This window comes from Haloferula sp. A504 (genome assembly GCF_044385805.1).
Taxonomy (GTDB): Bacteria; Verrucomicrobiota; Verrucomicrobiia; order Verrucomicrobiales; family Akkermansiaceae; genus Haloferula.
This window is the reverse complement of the sequence record NZ_JBISBU010000011.1, coordinates 98,491-117,799: the sequence shown is the minus strand read 5'-3', so window position 1 is coordinate 117,799 and position 19,309 is coordinate 98,491. Positions and strand designations below refer to the sequence as shown.

Here is a 19,309-nt window from a genome sequence, read left to right as displayed (position 1 = left end):
ACGGCCTGGCCTTCCTGCTGGGAGCGGCGAATCCGAACGTCGACGCCAATGCCGCGGGACTGCTGCCGACGGTGACCGAAACCGGTGGCGGACTGCAGCTGGACTTCAACTGCCTGCCGGTCGCCGACCGCGGCACGGCGAAGTTGTATGTGCAGCACAGCAACGACCTCGGCACGTGGACACCGGATCCGGGAGTCGAGGTGCCGGATGGCCCGGGAGGCGGACCCACCAGCAATGTGACCTTCTCGGTGACGGATGGCTCGCCGCTCAACAGCGTGACCGCGACCATCGATTCAGGTGCGGCCGCCGGAGACAAGCTCTTCGGGCGCCTGAAGGCCACCGAGACCGCCCCGTGATCGTCAGCCCGGCCTGAATTCGCAACGCCGGTCCCGATTCGTCGGGGCCGGCCTTCCCGCCTCTGCCCCTCACGGGCCTTGAAACCCTTGCGAGCCCCTTTCCCGCGAGGTGAACGACTCAAGACTCGTCACGCGATTCCTCGTTCTGATTTTTGGACAATCAGGTAAAGATGCTTCCCGACGTCGCCCTTGGAGGCCTGATCATATTCCAGGTGTCGGCACACACAATCCATCTCGCTGACAACCTCCAGCAACTTCGGTATCCCGAGCGCTGCATGGTAGAGAGGCTGCCCCATGAAGGGATTCGACCCCTCTTCCGGCGTGTCGACGCCCCCGCTGGTGTAAATCAACACCCCGTTGCCGGCCAAACCGGCGCAAAGCTTGCGAAGCACCTCCTCCTGATGCTCCAAGGGAACGTGCCAAACGCTATCCCAAGCAGAAATGAAATCATATTGCTTCGGGAAGTCCCAAGTGACGATGTCGGCGAGGTGAAACTCAACGTCGGGATGCCTCGCCCGTGCCTGCTTGAGCATTCCCTGTGAAATGTCCAAGCCTTCGACGGCGAAACCGCTATCCCGAAGCAGATCGATGATCCGGCCACTGCTCCCACACCCGATATCGATCGCGACTCCGGATTTCCTCGAAAAACGGATTGCCCGCTTGTGTTGATCGATGCCGTTCTCGCGATGGAAGCCGTCACCACTCCAGTGATCCGCCAGGGCATCATAGCTACGCGCCGTCTCTCGCGGGTCCATGCTTTGCGTCACTTCGAAACGCTGCTGGCCTGACACTCATGGCGCCCAGTGCGATTCGTTGGTAACCTTCTACCAGCCGTGAGCGTCTGCGACAAGGGTGCGGGCACGCGTCAGCAGCCGTGCCCTGCTAGCGCCTCCAAGGTTTTGGTGATGTCACCGTAATCGTCCCTAAGTCGAAAATGATGGCGTCATTTGTCATCGTCACGATCTCAGTGCTCCTTCTTGAGAGGATGTCCTCGGGGAGATCCTCCAGTGAGAACATCTTCGACATGCTCATGTGTGGGCCGGTGCCACTCGGATACCGGATGGAAACTGCCAGGTAGTCCGCATCAGTGTCTGGTTCGGACTCGAAGTAGCCATGGGAAATTGTCGCGTAATAGTTGAAATCCAGAAGATGCGAGGAGGCCATTTCCTGGGTGGCTGGGCGACCTGCCAGCTCCATTGGCTCCCCGCCCTCCACTGTGCAGAGAAGGTCGAGTTCCCTAAATGCGCGATCTCGACACCCTAGGAACGCGAGCGTAGTTAGAGCGACTTTCATCCAAGGTCTCATTTCCGCGCAACGTCAAAGGCATGGCGCGACGCCCGAACTAAGGCGGCGCTCCGTGCCAGATTGAAGGCATAGAATCACCGGAAACGAAATTCAACAAGGCCGCGGTTAGGCGTCGCCATCGCCGACTTGTTGGCCTTTCTTGTCTGGAGTGGTCGAGGCCCTGGCGCGAACGACGAATCGAACCGTCGTTGCGGTAATCGCGAAGGCAGCCAATCCCGCTCCATATCCACCAACCCGCCCGTAGTAAAAGATCGAATCCAAGTAGCCATAATGACCCATCGCGCCGTAGTTGGTGAGGATGTGGTGCATCCCAGCAAAACCAATCGCCGTCGCAATCCCCGCGCCACAGAGGACCAGCAGTGAAAGGCCAAGTCGAATCGCATATCGCGAGACCTCCGTATGGCCGAGCGGGAGGGGAAACTGCGCGACAACCCATAGCCCGAACGGGATCCAGTAGCACAAGGCAAGGACCGAGAGGACAGGATGCGGGGCCTCTTGCAAGGGCTTCTCAACGACTACAGCGTCTGGAGGCATACTGAGTTTCGGGCCAACAGTTTTGTTCTCATCACCTCGGGCAATGATATCCCGGATGATCTTGTCGGCAGGGTAGCTGGCGAATCCTTGATTCTTCAAGAAATTGTTCCAGGCGGGCCGTTGATATCCAGGGGGATGCGCGGAGGTTCGGCCAGTCGTCATGGGTGGTGGATATCATGCTGCCCGGGTCGCCGGCGATCCCGCCAGAGGTGGGTCGGCAGGCTTGGGCGATCCCGGTCGCGACCGTCTTTCGGTCAGGGGCTCATGCTCCGGGATGGCCCTGCTTCTCCGGCCGGATCGATCACCGGGCGGATTCAGGGCGTGCCTCCCCCCACGCGCCGGCCATCCACAACGCCCGAATGCGGGCGATGACTGAGGAATGCGCAAACTTCACCGGGGAGAGTTGCGCCAGCCGCGTCCCGTGGCGAGGATGGGCCGTTATGAATCCACAAGCCACCTCGCCCGAGATGAACAAGGTTGTCATCGGCCACCTGGAAACGTTGCTGGCCGACAGCTACGCGCTGATGGCGCAGACCCACCTGGCCCACTGGAATGTGGAGGGGGCGAATTTCTTCGGACTGCACACCGCCTTCCAGACGCAATATGAGGAACTCTTCACCGCCATCGACGAGATCGCCGAACGGATCCGCGCCCTCGGGGGCTACGCGCCCGGCGGACTGGCAATGCTCGACACCATGTCGGAGATCGGGGGGATGGAGCGCAAGCTCGACGCCAACGGCTATCTCACCCACCTCGCCGAATATCACCGGGTGCTGGTGGATGCCGCCATCAAGGGCCGCGATGCCGCCGGCGAGGCCGGTGACGCGGAAACCGAGGACCTTTTCATCGCCCGCCTCCAGGTCCACGAGAAGACCCTGTGGATGCTCAGGAGCGCGGCGATGTAAGCCCCGCGGCCTGCCGCTGGATCAGGCGACGGTCGCGTCTTGCAGGCAACCCTCACGGCAGGTCCTCGACATCGAGCCAGCTTTCGCCGCTGAGGCCTTCGATGAGGACCTGATTGCCGACCGGGGCGTTCCTGGGATAGCGGACGTCGAGGAGCAGCCGGCGCTCGGTGGTGCCGTCGAGAAAGGTCAGCCGGGAATGCAGCTCGCTGCCCCGGGGCACGTAGCCGTAGATGGCCGAGGCATTGTCCGGCGAGGCGAGCGTGAAGGCCGCCCACTCGGATTCGGAGGAAAAACGGAAGTTGTAGTACTCCACCGGCCGGACCAGCGCGCGCAGGCGCACCGTCTCGGTCGGCCGCTGCTCGGTGAGCTGTTCCCAGGTCACGGGCGACCAGCCGACCCAGCTTTCCCAGTCGACCTTCCACCCGTCGTCGTCGACCAGGAACACGGTGCGGCGGTTGAAGTCCCGGGTTTCCACCCGGAACGAGGCCCAGCCGTCCCCCATGGTCATCGAATGGTTCCAGAGCACCGACTCGAGGCCCTCCGGCCGGTAGTCATCGCCGTAGTGAGCCTTCATCCGCTCAAGTGTCCGCCCGGAGCGGGCGGCCCACCCGGCGGCGGTCTCGAGGTCGGGGGCCTCGAGGAAGGCCCGCACCACCGGCTCCAGTTCGTCCCGGACCATCGCGACCGAGACCACCCGCGGCTCGGCATCGGGCACCGGCTGGAGGTCCGCCGGGGGCGGCTCCAGGCTCACCGTTTCGTAGTCGGCCGGAGGCCCGCCGGTTCGCGGCCAGAAGACCCCCACCGCGATGACGACCACGATCGTCACCACCGAGGCGATGAGGATCCGGGCGAAAAGGGGATCCGGGCCGCTCTTGTTGGCGAAGGTTTCATCGAAGATCGCCTCGGCCCGCTGTTCGCGGCGGCGATCGCCGCGGCTGCGGCGACGGCGTGACAGCTCCTTGATCACCAACGGCGGGGTTTCCTCCCCTTCGGCGGGAAGACGCAGCATGCTGTGGCAGGTCGGGCACACCACGCCGCGTCCATCGTGGTTGGACACCACCCGGAACAGGCTCCGGCACGTCGGGCAGACGAAGCCGTTCCAGCGGCGCGGGGCGGTGGCGGTCACGCACGAAGCTTGGGGTGGATGCGGGGCGGGACGCAAGTCACGTCATTCCGGCACGATCTCCAGCCGCGACGGCTTGGGCAGCTCGATCCCGTCGAGCGTGTCCTCGAGGTCGAAGGAATCCAGCACGTTGGTCCGCCCGGCGCGCACCCGGGGCTGCGGCGCGTTGTCGCTGTTGACGTGGATGCTGTGGTAGGGGTCGTCGCCGAGCAATGTCGGCTCCTGCGGGCGCACCGGCGAGGTGTCGATCACGGCGAGCGCGGTGAGGTCCATGGCGCCCTGGCCGGGTTCCACGGGAGTGGCGCCGGAATGCTGCGAGCAGAAGGGCAGCGCCTCGGTGCCCTTGCGGAAGTACTCGGTGATGCCCGCCGGGCGCGAGCGCAGGCGGCCGGTCGCCGGATCCTCGACCATCTCGTAGCAGTAGGGCGTGGCCCTCTGGCCCGACACGCGGCAGACCTCGGCCTCGACCACGCTCGGGGGCTGCGGAATTCCGCGTCCGCCGAAGTCCCTGCCGGCGGCATTCATCACCTCGGCCCACACCGGCATGGCAAGGTCGCGGCCGAAGGCGCCTTCGTAGATGCTGCGGTCGCCCTCCAGGAAACCGATCCAGACGCCGCAGGCGACCCGGCCGTTGTAGCCGAGGAACCAGTTGTCGGAAAAATCGTGCGTGGTTCCCGGCTTGCCGGCCCCGTTGAAGGGCGTGGCCTCGATCAGGTCGGTGAGTCCCCGGGCGCTGCCGCGCTGCATGCCGCTGCGGAGGATGCTGTGGATCTGGAAGGCGGTGGCGTCGCTCACCGCCCGCGGCACTTCCGGGTGGATCACGGGCCGCTGGAAACGCACCTGCCCGCCCGCATCCCGGATGCTTTCGACGTACCAAACCTTGCGCGGCCCCGGGATCCCGTCGCGGGCGAAGGCGGCGTAGGCGGAAACCGCCTCCTTGAGCGAGGCCGACTCGAATCCGAGCGCGATCCGCGGCAGCAGTTCGACATCCTCGGGCACCGGCAGCCCGAACTTCCGGGCCTGCTCGACCACTTTCCCGAGACCGACCTCGTTGGCGACCCGCACCGAGCCGGCGATCTTCGACGCCTCGAGCGCCCGCCGGAGCGTCACCTCGCCCTCATAGCGCGGCGTCGGGCTCTCCAGCCCCCATTCACCGAGGATGCCCTCGCGCCCGCCGACCATGACCGCGCGGTTGTCCATCGCCGAGTCGTCGACGGGACTGGCGGGCGTCATGCCCGACTCCAGCGCCGCGGCATAGAGGAAGGGATGAAACGCCGTGCCGAGCGGGCGCTGACCGAGCTCGATCACGTCGAAGGGCACCTCGGCGTAGTCGCGTCCGCCGACGTGGGCGATGACCCCGCCATTGCGATGGTCGACCATCAGCACGGCCCCCTGCAGGTACTCCTTCACCTCGGGGCTGCCCTTGGAGAACTCGCCATGCTTGACGTGGCTGTAGCCTTCCCGGGCCTCGGCCCGTTTGAGGATTTCCTCGAGCTTGGTGGTGGCGGCCGACTGGACCCTGGAGTCGATCGAGGTCCGGATCTGGAGGCCGCCCGCCGCGAGTCCGTCCTCACCGAGCAGCGCCCGGATCTCGTCGGCGATCCGCTCGTAGAGGTGGGTGGTGCCCCGCTGGAGCGGCTTCGGGTTCAGCTTGATCGGCTTGGCCATCAGGCGCCGGGCTTCGGACGAGGAGAACATGCCGAGCTTCGACATCCGGGCGAGCACCATGTTGCGCGCGCCCTCCGAGGCTTCGCGGTTGTTCAGCGGGGAAAGGCCGGTCGGGTTCTTGATCAGGCCGACCAGGGTGGCGCACTCGATGTCCGAGAGTTCCTCCGGCTCCTTGCCAAAATAGCCCAGCGAGGCCGAGCGGATCCCGTAGAAGCCGCTGCCGAAGTAGATGCGGTTGAGGTAGAACTCGAGGATCTGGTCCTTGCGGTAGCGATCCTCGATCCGCATCGCCAGGAAGGCCTCGACGAGCTTGCGGTCGATGGCCGAATCGCCCCGCTTGCGCCGGTCCGCCTCGAGCGAAAAGGCACCCCGGGCGAGCTGCTGGGTGATGGTCGAGGCGCCGGACACCGCCTCGCCGGCGGACAGCCAGCTCTTCGCCGCGCGGGCGATGCCGATGTAGTCGACGCCGCCGTGGTCATAGAAACGCTTGTCCTCGCCCGCCCGCAGCGCGTCGATGAACCGGTCGGGGATCTTGTCGACGCCGATGATGCTGCGGTTCTGCACGAAGAACCGGCCGATCTCCCCGCCGTCGCGCCCGAGGATCACGCTGGGCACCTCCAGCTCGTTGATCCTTTCGAGATCGTACTCGGCCGCCCGCTCGCGATGCGGCCGCGTGTAGCGCTCGACCGCGACGTAGCCCACCCCGGCAGCGATCAATCCCAGCAGCAGCAAGCTGCCCCAGAAGCGTTTCCGCTTGTAGAAGCGGCGCTTCCTCCGCTTGTTGCGGTTCACGGGCTTGGATTTCTCGGAGAGAACCATGATGGAGAAAAATGCCGACAATCAAGTCGCCGGCTCCCGAGGGGCATATAGGGATCGCCCCCCCGAGGCAATAGCGGGCTTGAGCGAGCGTCTTGCGCGGGAAATCCGCGAAAACGGCCCGCTCGGCTTCGACCGCTTCATGGCGGCCGCGCTCTACGACCCGCAACACGGCTACTACGCCGGCCGCCGCGGACAGGTCGGCCGGGCGGGCGACTTCTTCACCAGCGTCAGCGTCGGGCCCCTTTTCGGACACCTTCTGGCCCGCCATCTGGTGGCTTTCTGGGAGGAAATCGGGCGTCCCGAGCGCTGGCGGATCCTCGAGGTCGGGGCCCACGAGGGCCAGCTCGCGGCGGACATCCTGGCGGCGCTGCCGGAGCTGGATGCCACGGCAGCGGGTGCGGTCGAGCATGCCATCGTCGAGCCGCTGCCGTCCCTCGCCGCCGCCCAGCGCGAACGGCTTGGAGAGCGGGTCACGATCGTCGGGGCGCCCGGCGACCTCGATCCGCTGCCCGGCATGCTGATCGCCAACGAGGTGCTCGACGCCCTGCCGTGTCACCTGGTCGAATCGACCGGCGACGGCTGGATCGAGCTGGGGGTCGGCTTCGATGACGGCTTCCAGTGGGTCCCGCTCGGACCGGCCGGTGAACTGGCGGAGAATCTCCCCCGCCGTCCCGCCGGCTACCGCACCGAGGTCCGGCGGGGGCTCGACGAGTTCCTGCGGGGCTTCCTGCCGGCCCTCGCGCCCTGCCGCATGCTGTGGATCGACTACGGCTACGAGCGCGACGACTACTACGCCGAAGGCCGCGTGGAAGGGACCTTGCGGACCTTTTCCCGGCATCGTGCGGGAGACGATCCGCTCGACGCCCCGGGGTCCCGCGACATCAGCGCGCACGTCGATTTCACCTCGCTGCGCGAAGCGACCGAAGCCTCCGGCGGCGAGGTGATGCGATTTGAAAACCAGGGCCGCTTCCTCACCAAAATCGCCCGGCCATGGCTGCTGTCGCTCGAGGGTCGGACCGATGCCGCCAGGTCGCTTCGCCAGTTCCAGACCCTCACCCACCCCGGCCAGCTCGGCAGCCGCTTCCACGTGATGGAGGCGGCGTGGCGCACAGCTCCGCTTTGTGAGTGATGCACCCGACTCCGGCGGGTGCCCTGAGCTGTGCATCGGGGCAAGCTGGAAGCTCGCCCGGCTCTCGCAAAGCAAAGCTTCGCGCCACGCCTACTCGCCGAACACCTCGCGGAGGACTTCCGCCTGACGGGTGACGCTCCGCTCCACCAGCGCATTGGGATAGTGTTCGCTGGTCCCACCGGGAAGCAGCGGATCGCGCTGATACCAGAAGCCCTCGGCAACCCGCAGAAATCCGACCGCAAGCAGCAGGCTTGCCAGGCCGGCCAGCGACCACGGGATCATCGTGCGGGCCACCAGGTTCGGGCGCAGGGCCCCGTGCCGCGGGGTGCAGAGGTTCATGATTCCGATCCACAGCAGCCACAACAGCCCGACGGCCCCGGTCGCCGCACAACCCAGGAGGAAGTAGGCCTTTTCCTCGTCGCCCGGCAGCGGCAGGAAGCGGATCAGCCCGACCGCCGGCAGCGACAGGGCCACCAGCCACGCCACCAGCCGTCCGAGCCACGGCAGGTTGCTGGAAATGCCGAGAAAACCTCCCCGCCTGGACCACTTCCACTGCACCGCGTGGGTGAGCATCACCAGCCCCAGCACCATCCCGATGGCCATCTGCAGCACCCATGCCAGGGCGTCCCATTCCTCATCGAAGACCTTGTCGCAGACGCCCACCGGGGTCAGGCGCGTGACCGCCCACCAGTAGAGCCAGGGAAACACGATCCCGGAGAGGCCGATGAACACGTGGTCGCGCACGTCGAGCAGCGGCATCAGCCCCCGCGCGGTGCCCTTCACCGCAGGCGATCGGCGGCACGACTCGAAGCCCCACATCAGCACGAACAGGAGGGCGATCAGGACCAGCGGCCAGCCGAGCATGCGGTGGAACATCGCCATGTCCGCCTTGCGGCCCGGCCGCATCTCCTCCGGGCCCACCGGCACCTCCCGCCACAGGCGGGCCGACTGCAGCCGCATGCCCGCCTCGCCGTCGCGGCGGTAGGATGGCTTGGGCGCATGCAGGCTCAATCGTCCGGCGATGGCCTTCGCCTCCTTTTCCGCCTCCTCCATCCCGAGGGTCCGGAAGGCGCTGCGGAACAGCTGCGCCTCGTCGGCCGCCTGATCGCCGAAGACCATCAGGGCCCACGCATCGGGATGCTCCTCGGCGACCAGGAGCCGGTGAAGCTTCTTCCAGCCGCCGAAGAATTCGAGGAGTTCGTCCTGCTGACGCGCTTTCTCGAATTCCCCGATCCTCTGCCGCACCATGTTCGTGATCCCGCCGGAACCATGGCCAATGAAGACCGTGTTCCGGTCCATCGTGATCCGCGGCAGGCTGACCAACTCGGACCGGATCAAACCATCGAGGACGGTGTGGTCCGGACCGTAGGCCTCGCCCTGGCGGCGGGCCAGTTCGCCTCCATAGGAGTGAAAATGTTCCAGCGCCACCGCCTCGGCGCGACGCTCCCAGGCCCGGTCGATCGCCTTGGGATCGGGCGTCGAGGACGATCCGGAATAGTATCCCATGAAGGGATCGGTGCCGTTGCCCTTGTTGAACTCCCACCACATTTCCATCATCGGCCATAGGGCGTTGCCGGGGTCGGCGCGCTCGACCAGGGCCCGCTCCTCGGGCGTCATGAACGCGTCCTCGCTGATCGACCGCCGGGCCAGCGTCTCCTGAAGCACCATCAGGTCCCCGGGTCGTTTCTCGCGCAGCACCTCGATCTCGCGACTCCGCCCGCTCAGCGGCAGATCCGGCGAACGCCGGTCGAGCCAGCCGTAGAAAAATTGGTCCCAGCGTCCGCGCGGAGCGGCCGGGACCGAGGAACCATACGCCACCCGCCAGCCGAGACTGGTGGAGTAGATCGCCCGGGCGAGCATCGAACCATCGCGCCACAGCCCGACCAGAAAGCAGGCCAAAAGCGCCAGCAGCACGCCGAGCACCAGACCCCGCCGCCAGCGGACCGGAAGGGGGCGCGCCGCCTCGAGGCGCTCGGTCGGTGCCGCCACGTCGATCATTTCCAGCGGCACCCCGCTCTGGCCAAGGCGGCCCATCAGCTCGCCCCGGGCTTCATCGCGTTCTTCCTGACCCTCCAGTGGGCGGGTCGCGAGGGTGATGAATTTTTCCAGCTCCGGTGTCATGACTCAGGACCCCGGAGGATCGGTCGGCCGGCTCGGTGGCTTGTTGATCGGCGGCGGCAGCGGACCCGGCGGGTCGCCGTGCGCCTGCTGGTCCAGAATCGCCTTCGCGATGGCCGAGGCCAGGCGATCGCGATAGCCGGCATCGGCGCAGCGGCTCGCTTCGGAAGGGTGACTCAGATAGCCGCATTCGACGAGCACGCTGGGCACGTTCGGGTTGCGGGTCAGGCGCAGGCGACGGCGGACCTTGCCGCGGTTGGGTCCGCTGAAGGGCGAGGCCTTGTCGAGCTCGCGCTGGAGGCGGGTCGCGAGACCGTGGCTGTCGACCCGCCAGTAGTAGTTCTCGGGGCCGTTCCAGCCGGAGGGTCCGGCATTGTAGTGAATGCTCACCAGGATCGCGCCATCGCGCGTACTGGCGCGGCGCACCCGCTCGTCGAGATCGACGAACTCGTCGCCCGACCGGATCACGCGCACCTTCACGCGACCGCCGAGCTTGCGCTGGACGCGCTTGACGGTGTCGAGCGCCAGGTCCTTCTCGCGGACGCCGTTCGACCGCGCCACCGCGCCGGGATCGCGCCCGCCGTGTCCCGCATCGAGAAAGACGGTGGAGAACCCTTTCGGCCCCGGGCGATGCCCCCAGTAGTCGCGCTTCCAGCTCGTCGCTCCCGAACCACCCCCACTGCCACAGGAGGCCAGCAAGAGAACCGTCAGCGCGAGAACCACCAGATATCGCATGGCGGGAAGATGAGGCGATTGCCGCCCCACTGGCGAGCACGAAGCCGGATGGACCGCGAGCTTCAGCTCGCCTCTTCATGCCGGATGCGAGCTGAAGCTCGCGGTCCATGCGTGACGACTCGGGCTTCCTTCCCGTAGTCTTCGGCCACCCCATGCTGATTCTTCTCTGCCTTTGCGTCGGCGCGCTGCTGCTGAATCTCCTGATTCAGCTGGCGGCCATCTTCACGGGGGCACGCTTCGCCACGCGACTCCGCGACCGGCAGCATACACTGATCGAGCAAATCCGCGTGCTCGGCGTCATGGTCACGCTGCTGTTCCTCGGTCACCTCCTCCAGATCGGTGTGTGGGCGGCGCTGTTCCGGGCCTTCGGGCAGTTCGACCATTTCGGCGATGCCTTCTACCACTCGACGGTCAACTACTCGTCGCTGGGCTACGGCGACATCGTGATGGAGCCGCCGTGGCGGCTCGCCGGGGCCCTCGAGGCCAGCGTCGGCGTGATGATGTTCGGGGTTTCGACGGCGACGCTGTTTGCCGCCGTGTCCCGCATGTTCCAGCAGCACCTCAAGGGTCCCGGCGACCCGCCCAAAGGATGAGCACCCGGGAAGAGTTCATGCAGCGGGCCATCGAGCTCGCCCGCAAGGGCATGCTTGCCGGCGACGGCGGCCCCTTCGGTGCGGTGATCGTGCGCGACGGTGAAATCATCGGCGAAGGCTGGAACCGCGTGCGGGCGGACAACGACCCGACCGCCCACGGCGAGGTGAGCGCGATCCGCGACGCCTGCCGCCGGGCCGGCAGCCCCCATCTCGAAGGCTGCGAGATCCACACCACCGGCGAGCCCTGCCCGATGTGCCTCGGCGCGATCCACTGGGCACGGATCGGGCGGATCTACTACGGGTTCCGTATCGAGGATGCCGAGCGCGGCGGCTTCGACGACCGCACCTTCTACGAACGCTTCGCCCGCCCGGCGGGTGACTCGCCCATCCCGGCGTCGCAGCTTCTCGGCGAGGAGGCGGCGGCGCTGATCGACGAGTTCCTCGCGCTGCCGGACCGGGCGCGGTATTGACCCGCGCCAGCCTCCCGGCCACGCTGCGGGCATGGCAGACACACTGGTCGGCATCATCATGGGCAGCACCTCCGACTGGCCCACCATGGAGCACGCCGCCCGCACCCTGGAGGATCTGGGTGTCGGGTGGGAAGCGGAGGTGGTGAGCGCCCACCGCACTCCCGACAAACTCTACGGCTACGCCGAAAGTGCCCGCGGGCGGGGTTTGAAATGCCTCATCGCCGGTGCCGGCGGCGCGGCCCACCTGCCGGGCATGACCGCCGCGATCAGCGACCTGCCGGTGCTCGGGGTGCCGGTCGAGTCGAAGGCCCTCAAGGGCATGGACTCGCTGCTTTCGATCGTGCAGATGCCGGGCGGCATCCCGACCGCCACCTTCGCGATCGGCAAGGCCGGGGCGATCAATGCCGCGCTTTTCGCGACCGCGATGCTTGCCGGTGAAGACCCCGCGCTGCTCGAGCGGCTTCAGGCTTTCCGCAAGAACCAGAACGAAACCGTAAAAGGCGCCGAACTGCCGCCGCTGGGTTGAGTTTGGAGTTCAGAGTTTAGAGTTTGATCACCCGCTTCCCGCCTCCCGCTTCCCGCCTCCCGCTTCCCGACTCCATGATCCTTCCTGGCGCGACCCTCGGCATCATCGGTGGCGGCCAACTCGGCCGGATGTTCTGCATGGCCGCCCGGCGGATGGGCTACCGCACCGTCGTCTGGACCGGCGGACTCGAGGCCCCCGCGGTGGAGGTGGCGGACGAGGCCGTCGATGCCCCCTTCGACTCGGCGGCGGCGCTGGCCGAATTCACCGCGAAGGTGGAAGTCGCCACGGTGGAATTCGAGAACATCCCGCGGGAGACGCTGGAGGCGGTGGCGGAGGAAATCCCTCTCCATCCCTCGCCCGAGGCACTGGCGATCTGCCAGAACCGCGAGCGGGAAAAGCGCTTTCTGCAATCGAACGGCATCCCCTGCGCCGACTTCGAGGTGGTTTCCAACGCCGGGGAACTGGCGGCCGCCATCCGCCGGATCGGCACCCCGGCGGTGCTCAAAACGGCCGCCTTCGGCTACGACGGGAAGGGCCAGCGCAAGCTGGAGGGAGGCGAGGATGCGGCCGAGGTGTGGCGGGATTTCGACGGTGCGCGGGCGGTGCTCGAGGCCTTCGTGCCCTTTGAATGCGAGATCTCGGTGATGATCGCCCGGGATGCGCGCGGCGTTTGCTCGGTGTACGACCCGGCGGAGAACCGGCACCGTCATCACATCCTCGACGTTTCCATCGTCCCGGCCCGGATTTCGAGCGAGACCGCCGACGAGGCCATCCAGCTCGCCGGGCGGGTGGCCGAGGCACTCGACTACCGCGGCATCATGGGGGTGGAGTTCTTCGTCCTGCCCGACGGTTCGCTGCGGGTGAATGAAATGGCGCCCCGTCCCCACAACAGCGGGCACCACACCCTCGACGCCTGCGCGACCTCTCAGTTCGAGCAGCAGCTCCGGACCGTCTGCGGCCTGCCGCCCGGCTCCACCAGGCTGCTCTCGCCGGTGGTCATGCTCAATCTGCTCGGTGACATGTGGCCCGACGAAACCACCCCGCCGGACTGGGCACCGCTTTTCGCCGACGGCGCCGCCAGCCTGCACCTCTACGGCAAGAAGCGCGCCGTCGGCCGCCGCAAGATGGGCCATGCGAACGTGCTCGGGGAGAGTGTCGGTGACTGCCTCGAACGCGCCGAAACGCTGAAGGCGGGCTGGCTCGGGCATGGATGATGCCCGACCCGAAGCCGTAACGGCGGGCCAACGATGTTCGTGGTTCCCGCTTCAGCGGGTCTTCGGGCACTTCATGAGCCCCTCGACCGGGCTCAATCCGGCAGTCCGTAGTCCTTGCCGTAGTGCTCGGCGACGAAGTCGATGTCCTTGTCGCCGCGCCCGGAGAGGTTCACCAGGATCTGGCCGCCGGCGTCGGCGCCGAGGCGGGTGGCGTGGGCGACCGCGTGGGCCGACTCGATCGCCGGAATGATCCCCTCGGCCCGCGACAACTCGAAGAACGCATCGATGGCCTGCCGGTCGTCGATGGTGTGGTAGTTCACCCGGCCGAGGTCCTTGAGGTAGCTGTGCTGGGGACCCACCGAGGGATAGTCGAGGCCGCTGGCCACCGAATAGACCTCGCCCGGTTCACCGTCCTCGGTCTGCAGCATGTACGACTTGAAGCCGTGCATCACCCCCGGCGTCCCCTTGGTCAGGGTGGCGGCGTGCTCGCCGGGCACTTCGAGGTTCCGCCCCGCCGGCTCGACCCCGTGGAGGGCCACCGGCTCGTCGTCGAGAAAGGCGGAAAAGATCCCCATCGCATTCGACCCGCCGCCGACGCAGGCGACGACGTGATCCGGCAGCCGACCGGTCATTTCGATGAACTGCTCGCGGGCTTCGTTGCCGACGATCGACTGGAAATCCCGCACCATCCGGGGAAACGGGTGCGGCCCGACGACCGAGCCGATCGCGTAGAACTGGTTGACGGGATCCTTGAGGTAGGCCTCGAAGGCGGCATCAACGGCCTCCTTGAGGGTGCGCCGCCCGTGGCCGACCGGCACCACCGTGGCCCCGAGGATGTGCATGCGCACCACGTTCGGGTGCTCCTTGGCCATGTCGACCTCGCCCATGTAGATGTCGCACTCCATGCCGACCAGGGCGGCGGCGGTGGCGAGCGCGACGCCGTGCTGGCCGGCCCCGGTCTCGGCGATCAGCTTGGTCTTGCCCATCCGCTTCGCCAGCAGGGCCTCGCCGAGGCAGTGGTTGATCTTGTGGGCACCGGTGTGGTTGAGGTCCTCGCGTTTGAGGTAGAGGTCCGCGCCATACTTTTCCGACAGGTGCCGGGCGTGAAACACCGGACTCGGCCGCCCGACATAGTGGCGGTGGAGCGAGGTGAGTTCCGAAAGGAATTCCGGGTCCGCGATGATCGCGTCGTAGGCCTCGGAGATCTCGGTGACGATGGTCTGGAGCTCGGGCGGGATGAAGCTCCCTCCGTAGTCGCCAAACCAACCATCGGCGGTCGGCTGCGGATGGGCAAAGGTGTTGTTCATGGATTTCAGATGATTGACGCGTGGGCAGCGCGGGAAGCACCATCCCAAGAGATCGACAAAACAGCCCGCGGAAGCCACGCGGGGCTTGTCGCATGCCACGCCTAAATCCTCATCCGGGGCGCCTCGGCCGCCCGGGGAGCAGGCACATGGCGGATGACGCGGATCCTCCGGCGCTCGACCGACCTGCTGAATTTCAAGGACGTCGCCGCCTCCTCCTCCGACCCCGCGTTTCCGGCTCCGGACGGCGGCGGGAAGACAGCCTTCGCCCTGTTCGAGCGCCGCCACCGCTGGCAGGGTGGGTCGAGGACTTCCTCCCCACCATGACTTCCCGCCAGGCCATCGAAGCCGTCTTCCGCCGCGAGGACCCGGGCCGGGTCGTCTATGCGCCCAACTACTGGCAGTGGTTCGCCCACCACCGCCGGCACGGGACGCTGCCCGCGGAGCTGTCCCTGTGCCTCGATCAGTATGACCTGCTCGCGCATCTGGACGTCGATGTCTTCAGCCGCAACCTTTACTGCGACCAGCGCCGCTGCTGGTTCGGCGGACTCGCCGACGAGACGCTCGACGGCGGCCGGATCGAGATCGAGGAGGAGGAAGGGCCGGGGGGCGACCTGCTCATCAACCGTCGCTACCACCTCCCGTCCGGAGTGCTCGCCGAAACGCAACGCCACGTGGCCCGTGAAAGCACGCTGGTGCAGGAGCGCTTCCTCGTCGACGACCCCGAGCTCCAGCTGAACCTGCTGGAGGAGTTGGTCGAACGCCGCCGCTGGCGCTTCGAACCCGCGCGCTGGCAGGCGTGGATCGACCGGGTCGGCGACCGCGGCCTGCCCTGCGCCGGCGAGGTCTTCAGCCCGCTCAAGCTGCTCCACCTGGTGATGGGTCCCGAGGCCACCACCTACTTCCTCTGCGACGAGCCGGAACGCGCCGCGACGCTGCTTGAAAGGCACGAGCAGGCCCAGCTCGGGCTGATCCGCCAGATGGCCGCCGCCGGGGTGCCCGCGATCATGGCGATGGACAATCTCGACAGCGTCTTCCACACGCCCGCCTACCTCGAGGCCTACAGCGCCTCGTTCTATCAGAACGCCTCGTCGGTCTGCCACGAGTACGGCGCGCAGTTCTTCATCCACGCCTGCGGCAACCAGCGCGAAAACCTCGCCCGGATCGCCTCCTACGGGGTCGACGGGTTGGAGGGCGTCGCCTACCCGCCGCTCGGCAACATCGAACTCGACGAGGCGTTCGCCCTGACCGGTGACCGCTTCCTCATCACCGGCGGGATCAGCGCCATCGAAACCGGCAGCCTGCGTTCGCGGCAGGAGGTGTTCGACTACGTCGGCGGGCTGTTCGAGCGCCTGCGCCCCTACCGCCACCGCTTCCTGCTGGCCGCGAGCTGCAACACCGCCATCAACGCCCGCTGGGAAACGCTGCTCGATTTCCGCGACGCCTGGCGGGAGCTGGGGTGAGGGGTGGATCTTGACGCCGGACCCCACCATCGGCACGGACCGCGAGTTCCACCGGCTTCCCGGCTCTGCAGGCGGGCACGGGGTCGGCAGGCCCCGCCATTCCGAGGGAATTCACCGCGCGACAGCACTCGATTTGGCTTTCCAAGTCAGCCGCAGCTCCCAGCATACCCGGATTCCAATTGGCACGGGCCGTGCGGCGCCTCCGTCCGCACTCATCTTCCATCCCCCCTCCCCGGGGAAAGCCCCGTTGCCCAACCCACCATCCACCGTCCATGTTTGTTCCCAAGCTTCGCCTCCCCTCATTCTTCGTCACGGCCCTGGTTTCGCTGCCCATGCTCGTTCCGATCGCGGCCGCCGACATCATCTACGTGCGTTCCGACAAGATCACCTTGGGCAACGGCACCAACTGGTTCCAGGCCTTGCGCGACCTGCAGACCGCCATCGACATCGCCCAGCCCGGCGACGAAATCTGGGTCAAGGCCGGCACCCACTACCCCGACGTTGGAAACAACCAAACCAACAACGACCGATCCTCGACCTTCACCCTCAAGAACGGGGTCTCCATCTACGGCGGCTTCGACGGGGTCAGCACCAACTTCGCCGACCGTGACCCGGCCACCAACGTCACCATCCTCAGCGGCGAGATCGACGGCACCCCGGCCGACACTTCGGGCAACGCCTACAACGTGGTCACCGGTTCCGGGACCAACTCGACCGCCATCCTCGACGGCTTCACCATCACCGCCGGCAACGGCGAGGGCGGGACCTTCCCCGACAATGTCGGCGCCGGGCTGGTGTGCGAGCCCAATGGTTCCCCGACGATCCGCAACTGCATCTTCGACGACAACCACTCGCCCAACCTCGGCGGCGGCATCTACATCGCCTGGGACCCCGGCAAGGGCTCGCCGTCGTTCACCGACTGCGTCTTCTCCAACAACAGCGCGCGCAGCGGTGGCGCCGCCTTCAACCAGACCCCCGACGCCACCTTCCTCCGCTGCACCTTTTCCGGAAACAACACGGAAAACGACGGTGCCGCCGTCTACAACCAGGACTCGACCTCGTTCTTCACCGACTGCGACTTCGAGGACAACGTGGCGGGCCGCCAGGCGGGCGCGATCTTCAACGAGGACTCGGACCTCACCTTCACCGGCTGCGATTTCCGGAGAAACACCGCGCCGTTCAACGGCGGGGCGGTCTTCAATTCGACCGCGACCGTGTCCTTCACCCACTGCATCTTCGAGGACAACACGGCGCCGGGTGAAGACGACGGTTCCGGGACGCTGACCGGCGGTGACGGCGGCGCGGTTTACGACGGGGGCTCCTCGACGACCTACACCGGCTGCAGTTTCCTTTCGAACAGTGCCCAGCAGAACGGTGGAGCGTGCCGGGCCGCGGTCCGTGACTCGATCGCTTCCAGCCCCTCATTCGATGACTGCACCTTCACCGGCAACTCCGCAACCTTCAGCGGCGCGCTCGACCTGTTCGCCACCGCCTCGGTCCCGGCAACGCTCACCATCACCGGCGGCACCTTCACCTCGAACACCTCCGACGGCAGCGGAGGAGCCATCAACGCCAGCAACACCACGGTCGGAATCACGGGAGCATCCTTCGTGCTCAACACCGCCGTCGACAACGGCGGCGCGATCCAGGTCGGCAGCGGGGCCGAGGTGACGATCGAGGACTCGAGCTTCACCAACAACACCGCCAAGGCCGGTGGCGCGGCGAACCTCCGCAGCGACCGGGTGGCGGTGACCGGATCGACCTTCACCGGGAACGAGGCGACCGGCACCAATTCGGGTGGCGGTGCCCTGAGCATCAGCAGCGAATTCCCCTCGGTCGAAGGCTGCGACTTCGACTCGAACCTCTCCGGGTTTGCGGGCGGCGCCCTGAACCTCGACTCGACAGGCGCCGACGTGCCCCAGGTCATCAAGTGCCGGTTCCGCGGCAACTCGGCGCCGGCCTACGGCGGGGCCTGCAATTTCACCCTCTTCGGCGGCACCGCCCCCTTTGTCAGCGGGTGCCTCTTCACCGGCAACTCGACCACCGGCCGAGGCTCGGCGGCGAGGTTTTCCGATGGCATGCCGGTGATCGAGAGCTGCACCGCGACCGGCAATTCGGCCGACGAAGGGACCTTCTCGATCGAATCCGCCGCCGCCACGCTTCGCGACACCATCATCTACAACAACATCGGCTATCCCGGCACCACCACGACGCCGTCGGCCTCACTCAGGTTCTCGAACGGTTCCGCGTCTTACATCCACTGCCTGATCGACAACTTCACCAAGGCCACGCTCGATGCCGGCGCGCCGGCCAACGGCAACCTGGAGCCGGTCGATCCGCAGTTCGTCTCGCCGACCGATCCGGCCGCCGCCCCGACCCTCGCCGGCAACGCCGCCCTCGGCGGCGGCTCTCCGGTGATCGACGCGGGCTCGGTCTCCGCGATCACGACCGACCTCGACCTCGCCGGCAACCCGCGGATCGTGAACTGGATCATCGACCTCGGCGCGCTCGAATACCAGGGACCGGATCCCTTCGAGGAGGATGCCGACGGCGATGGCACCGACGGCGGCGTCGAGCTGGCGATCGGCACCGATCCCGGTGTCCCGGACGCCGGCGACCCGCGCAACCTGCGCATCCTCCCGGGCGCGACCCCGCAGTTCACCTTCGGCTACGACGCCTCGACGGCGGCCGAGATCACCCTCGAGCTGCGGCGCTCGACCGACCTGGCGAATTTCGACGTCGTCGTCTCCTCCTCCGACCTCGGCTTCCCGGCTCCGGGCGGCGGCGGGCTGATCACGATCACCGACCCCTCGCCTCCCGCGGGCCGGGCCTTCTACCGCCTCGTGGCCGTGCCGAAGTAGCGACGCCGGAATCACGGCGGAGGGTACCAGCAGCGCAGGCAAGACCAACCCAATCGCGCGAAGCCCGGAAGTTTCCACTGGTTCCCCGGTGCGGCGGGGTGGAGCCTCGGACCCACGACCATGAACTTGACGAGGTTCTTTTCACCGGTGACAGCGGCGTGCTTCCACGGCCGGCTTTTCCGGATG

At 67.0% G+C, this 19,309-nt stretch carries 18 protein-coding genes; 10 read left to right on the top strand and 8 right to left on the bottom strand.

The genetic code is table 11. The annotated features are described in order from the left end of the window. Nucleotides 1–356: hypothetical protein (locus ACG2LG_RS08040; RefSeq protein ID WP_396257932.1), on the top strand; the 356-nt coding region annotated here is incomplete at its 5' end. Nucleotides 357–484: 128 nt separating this feature from the next. Here the strand turns inward: ACG2LG_RS08040 and ACG2LG_RS08035 are convergent. The 3 genes from ACG2LG_RS08035 to ACG2LG_RS08025 all read right to left on the bottom strand — a co-directional run bounded on the left by ACG2LG_RS08035 (nucleotide 485) and on the right by ACG2LG_RS08025 (nucleotide 2,294). Continuing rightward, nucleotides 485–1,111 carry a class I SAM-dependent methyltransferase gene (locus ACG2LG_RS08035; protein ID WP_396257931.1) on the bottom strand — a complete coding sequence of 209 codons (627 nt, stop codon included), beginning with the start codon at nucleotides 1,109–1,111 and terminating at the stop codon, nucleotides 485–487. 127 nt (nucleotides 1,112–1,238) lie between these two features. Further along, entirely contained in the window at nucleotides 1,239–1,649 is a 411-nt protein-coding gene (locus tag ACG2LG_RS08030; protein WP_396257929.1) for a hypothetical protein, read from the bottom strand. A gap of 117 nt (nucleotides 1,650–1,766) precedes the next feature. Further along, nucleotides 1,767–2,294 (bottom strand): hypothetical protein, encoded by a 528-nt coding sequence (locus tag ACG2LG_RS08025; RefSeq protein WP_396257928.1) that lies wholly within the window; start codon nucleotides 2,292–2,294, stop codon nucleotides 1,767–1,769. A gap of 341 nt (nucleotides 2,295–2,635) precedes the next feature. On the opposite strand from ACG2LG_RS08025, the gene ACG2LG_RS08020 reads away from it, so the two are divergent. After that, on the top strand, nucleotides 2,636–3,100 hold the full coding sequence (locus tag ACG2LG_RS08020; RefSeq protein ID WP_396257927.1) for a Dps family protein: 465 nt from the start codon (nucleotides 2,636–2,638) through the stop codon (nucleotides 3,098–3,100). A 52-nt stretch (nucleotides 3,101–3,152) separates the two neighbouring features. Here ACG2LG_RS08020 and ACG2LG_RS08015 read toward each other — a convergent pair whose 3' ends face one another. Both ACG2LG_RS08015 and ACG2LG_RS08010 read right to left on the bottom strand, forming a co-directional pair. Beyond that, nucleotides 3,153–4,226: a hypothetical protein gene (locus ACG2LG_RS08015; protein WP_396257925.1), complete on the bottom strand. Its 1,074-nt coding sequence runs from the start codon at nucleotides 4,224–4,226 to the stop codon at nucleotides 3,153–3,155. Between the two features lie 42 nt (nucleotides 4,227–4,268). Continuing rightward, nucleotides 4,269–6,710, bottom strand: a complete 2,442-nt coding sequence (locus ACG2LG_RS08010) for a transglycosylase domain-containing protein (RefSeq protein WP_396257923.1) — start codon at nucleotides 6,708–6,710, stop codon at nucleotides 4,269–4,271. Between the two features lie 79 nt (nucleotides 6,711–6,789). Between ACG2LG_RS08010 and ACG2LG_RS08005 the strand changes: the two genes are divergently transcribed. Beyond that, nucleotides 6,790–7,839: a class I SAM-dependent methyltransferase gene (locus tag ACG2LG_RS08005; protein WP_396257921.1), complete on the top strand. Its 1,050-nt coding sequence runs from the start codon at nucleotides 6,790–6,792 to the stop codon at nucleotides 7,837–7,839. Between the two features lie 90 nt (nucleotides 7,840–7,929). On the opposite strand, the gene ACG2LG_RS08000 is transcribed toward ACG2LG_RS08005, so the two are convergent. After that, nucleotides 7,930–9,960 (bottom strand): hypothetical protein, encoded by a 2,031-nt coding sequence (locus ACG2LG_RS08000; RefSeq protein ID WP_396257920.1) that lies wholly within the window; start codon nucleotides 9,958–9,960, stop codon nucleotides 7,930–7,932. 3 nt (nucleotides 9,961–9,963) lie between these two features. Continuing rightward, nucleotides 9,964–10,692, bottom strand: coding sequence for an N-acetylmuramoyl-L-alanine amidase (locus ACG2LG_RS07995; RefSeq protein ID WP_396257918.1), 729 nt, complete (start codon nucleotides 10,690–10,692; stop codon nucleotides 9,964–9,966). Between the two features lie 107 nt (nucleotides 10,693–10,799). Between ACG2LG_RS07995 and ACG2LG_RS07990 the strand changes: the two genes are divergently transcribed. From ACG2LG_RS07990 to ACG2LG_RS07975, 4 genes are all read left to right on the top strand, one after another. Further along, the gene (locus ACG2LG_RS07990; protein ID WP_396257916.1) at nucleotides 10,800–11,285 is read left to right on the top strand and encodes a potassium channel family protein; all 486 of its coding nucleotides are present in this window, start codon (nucleotides 10,800–10,802) and stop codon (nucleotides 11,283–11,285) included. Next, complete coding sequence (locus tag ACG2LG_RS07985; protein ID WP_396257914.1) at nucleotides 11,282–11,755, top strand: nucleoside deaminase; 474 nt, start codon at nucleotides 11,282–11,284, stop codon at nucleotides 11,753–11,755. The genes ACG2LG_RS07990 and ACG2LG_RS07985 overlap by 4 nt, the downstream gene beginning before the upstream one ends. Nucleotides 11,756–11,786: 31 nt before the next feature. Next, nucleotides 11,787–12,281 (top strand): 5-(carboxyamino)imidazole ribonucleotide mutase, encoded by a 495-nt coding sequence (purE, locus tag ACG2LG_RS07980; RefSeq protein ID WP_396257912.1) that lies wholly within the window; start codon nucleotides 11,787–11,789, stop codon nucleotides 12,279–12,281. 74 nt (nucleotides 12,282–12,355) lie between these two features. After that, on the top strand, nucleotides 12,356–13,495 hold the full coding sequence (locus tag ACG2LG_RS07975; protein ID WP_396257910.1) for a 5-(carboxyamino)imidazole ribonucleotide synthase: 1,140 nt from the start codon (nucleotides 12,356–12,358) through the stop codon (nucleotides 13,493–13,495). Nucleotides 13,496–13,587: 92 nt separating this feature from the next. Here ACG2LG_RS07975 and trpB read toward each other — a convergent pair whose 3' ends face one another. After that, nucleotides 13,588–14,802 (bottom strand): tryptophan synthase subunit beta, encoded by a 1,215-nt coding sequence (gene trpB / locus ACG2LG_RS07970; RefSeq protein ID WP_396257908.1) that lies wholly within the window; start codon nucleotides 14,800–14,802, stop codon nucleotides 13,588–13,590. A gap of 153 nt (nucleotides 14,803–14,955) precedes the next feature. Between trpB and ACG2LG_RS07965 the strand changes: the two genes are divergently transcribed. From ACG2LG_RS07965 to ACG2LG_RS07955, 3 genes are all read left to right on the top strand, one after another. Beyond that, a complete protein-coding gene (locus ACG2LG_RS07965) occupies nucleotides 14,956–15,126 on the top strand; it encodes a hypothetical protein (protein WP_396257906.1) in 171 nt (56 codons plus the stop codon). Further along, the gene (locus ACG2LG_RS07960) at nucleotides 15,123–16,262 is read left to right on the top strand and encodes a uroporphyrinogen decarboxylase family protein (RefSeq protein ID WP_396257904.1); all 1,140 of its coding nucleotides are present in this window, start codon (nucleotides 15,123–15,125) and stop codon (nucleotides 16,260–16,262) included. Before ACG2LG_RS07965 ends, ACG2LG_RS07960 begins: the two co-directional genes overlap by 4 nt. Before the next feature lie 272 nt (nucleotides 16,263–16,534). Continuing rightward, nucleotides 16,535–19,123 (top strand): choice-of-anchor Q domain-containing protein, encoded by a 2,589-nt coding sequence (locus ACG2LG_RS07955; RefSeq protein WP_396257902.1) that lies wholly within the window; start codon nucleotides 16,535–16,537, stop codon nucleotides 19,121–19,123. Nucleotides 19,124–19,309 lie beyond the last annotated feature (186 nt).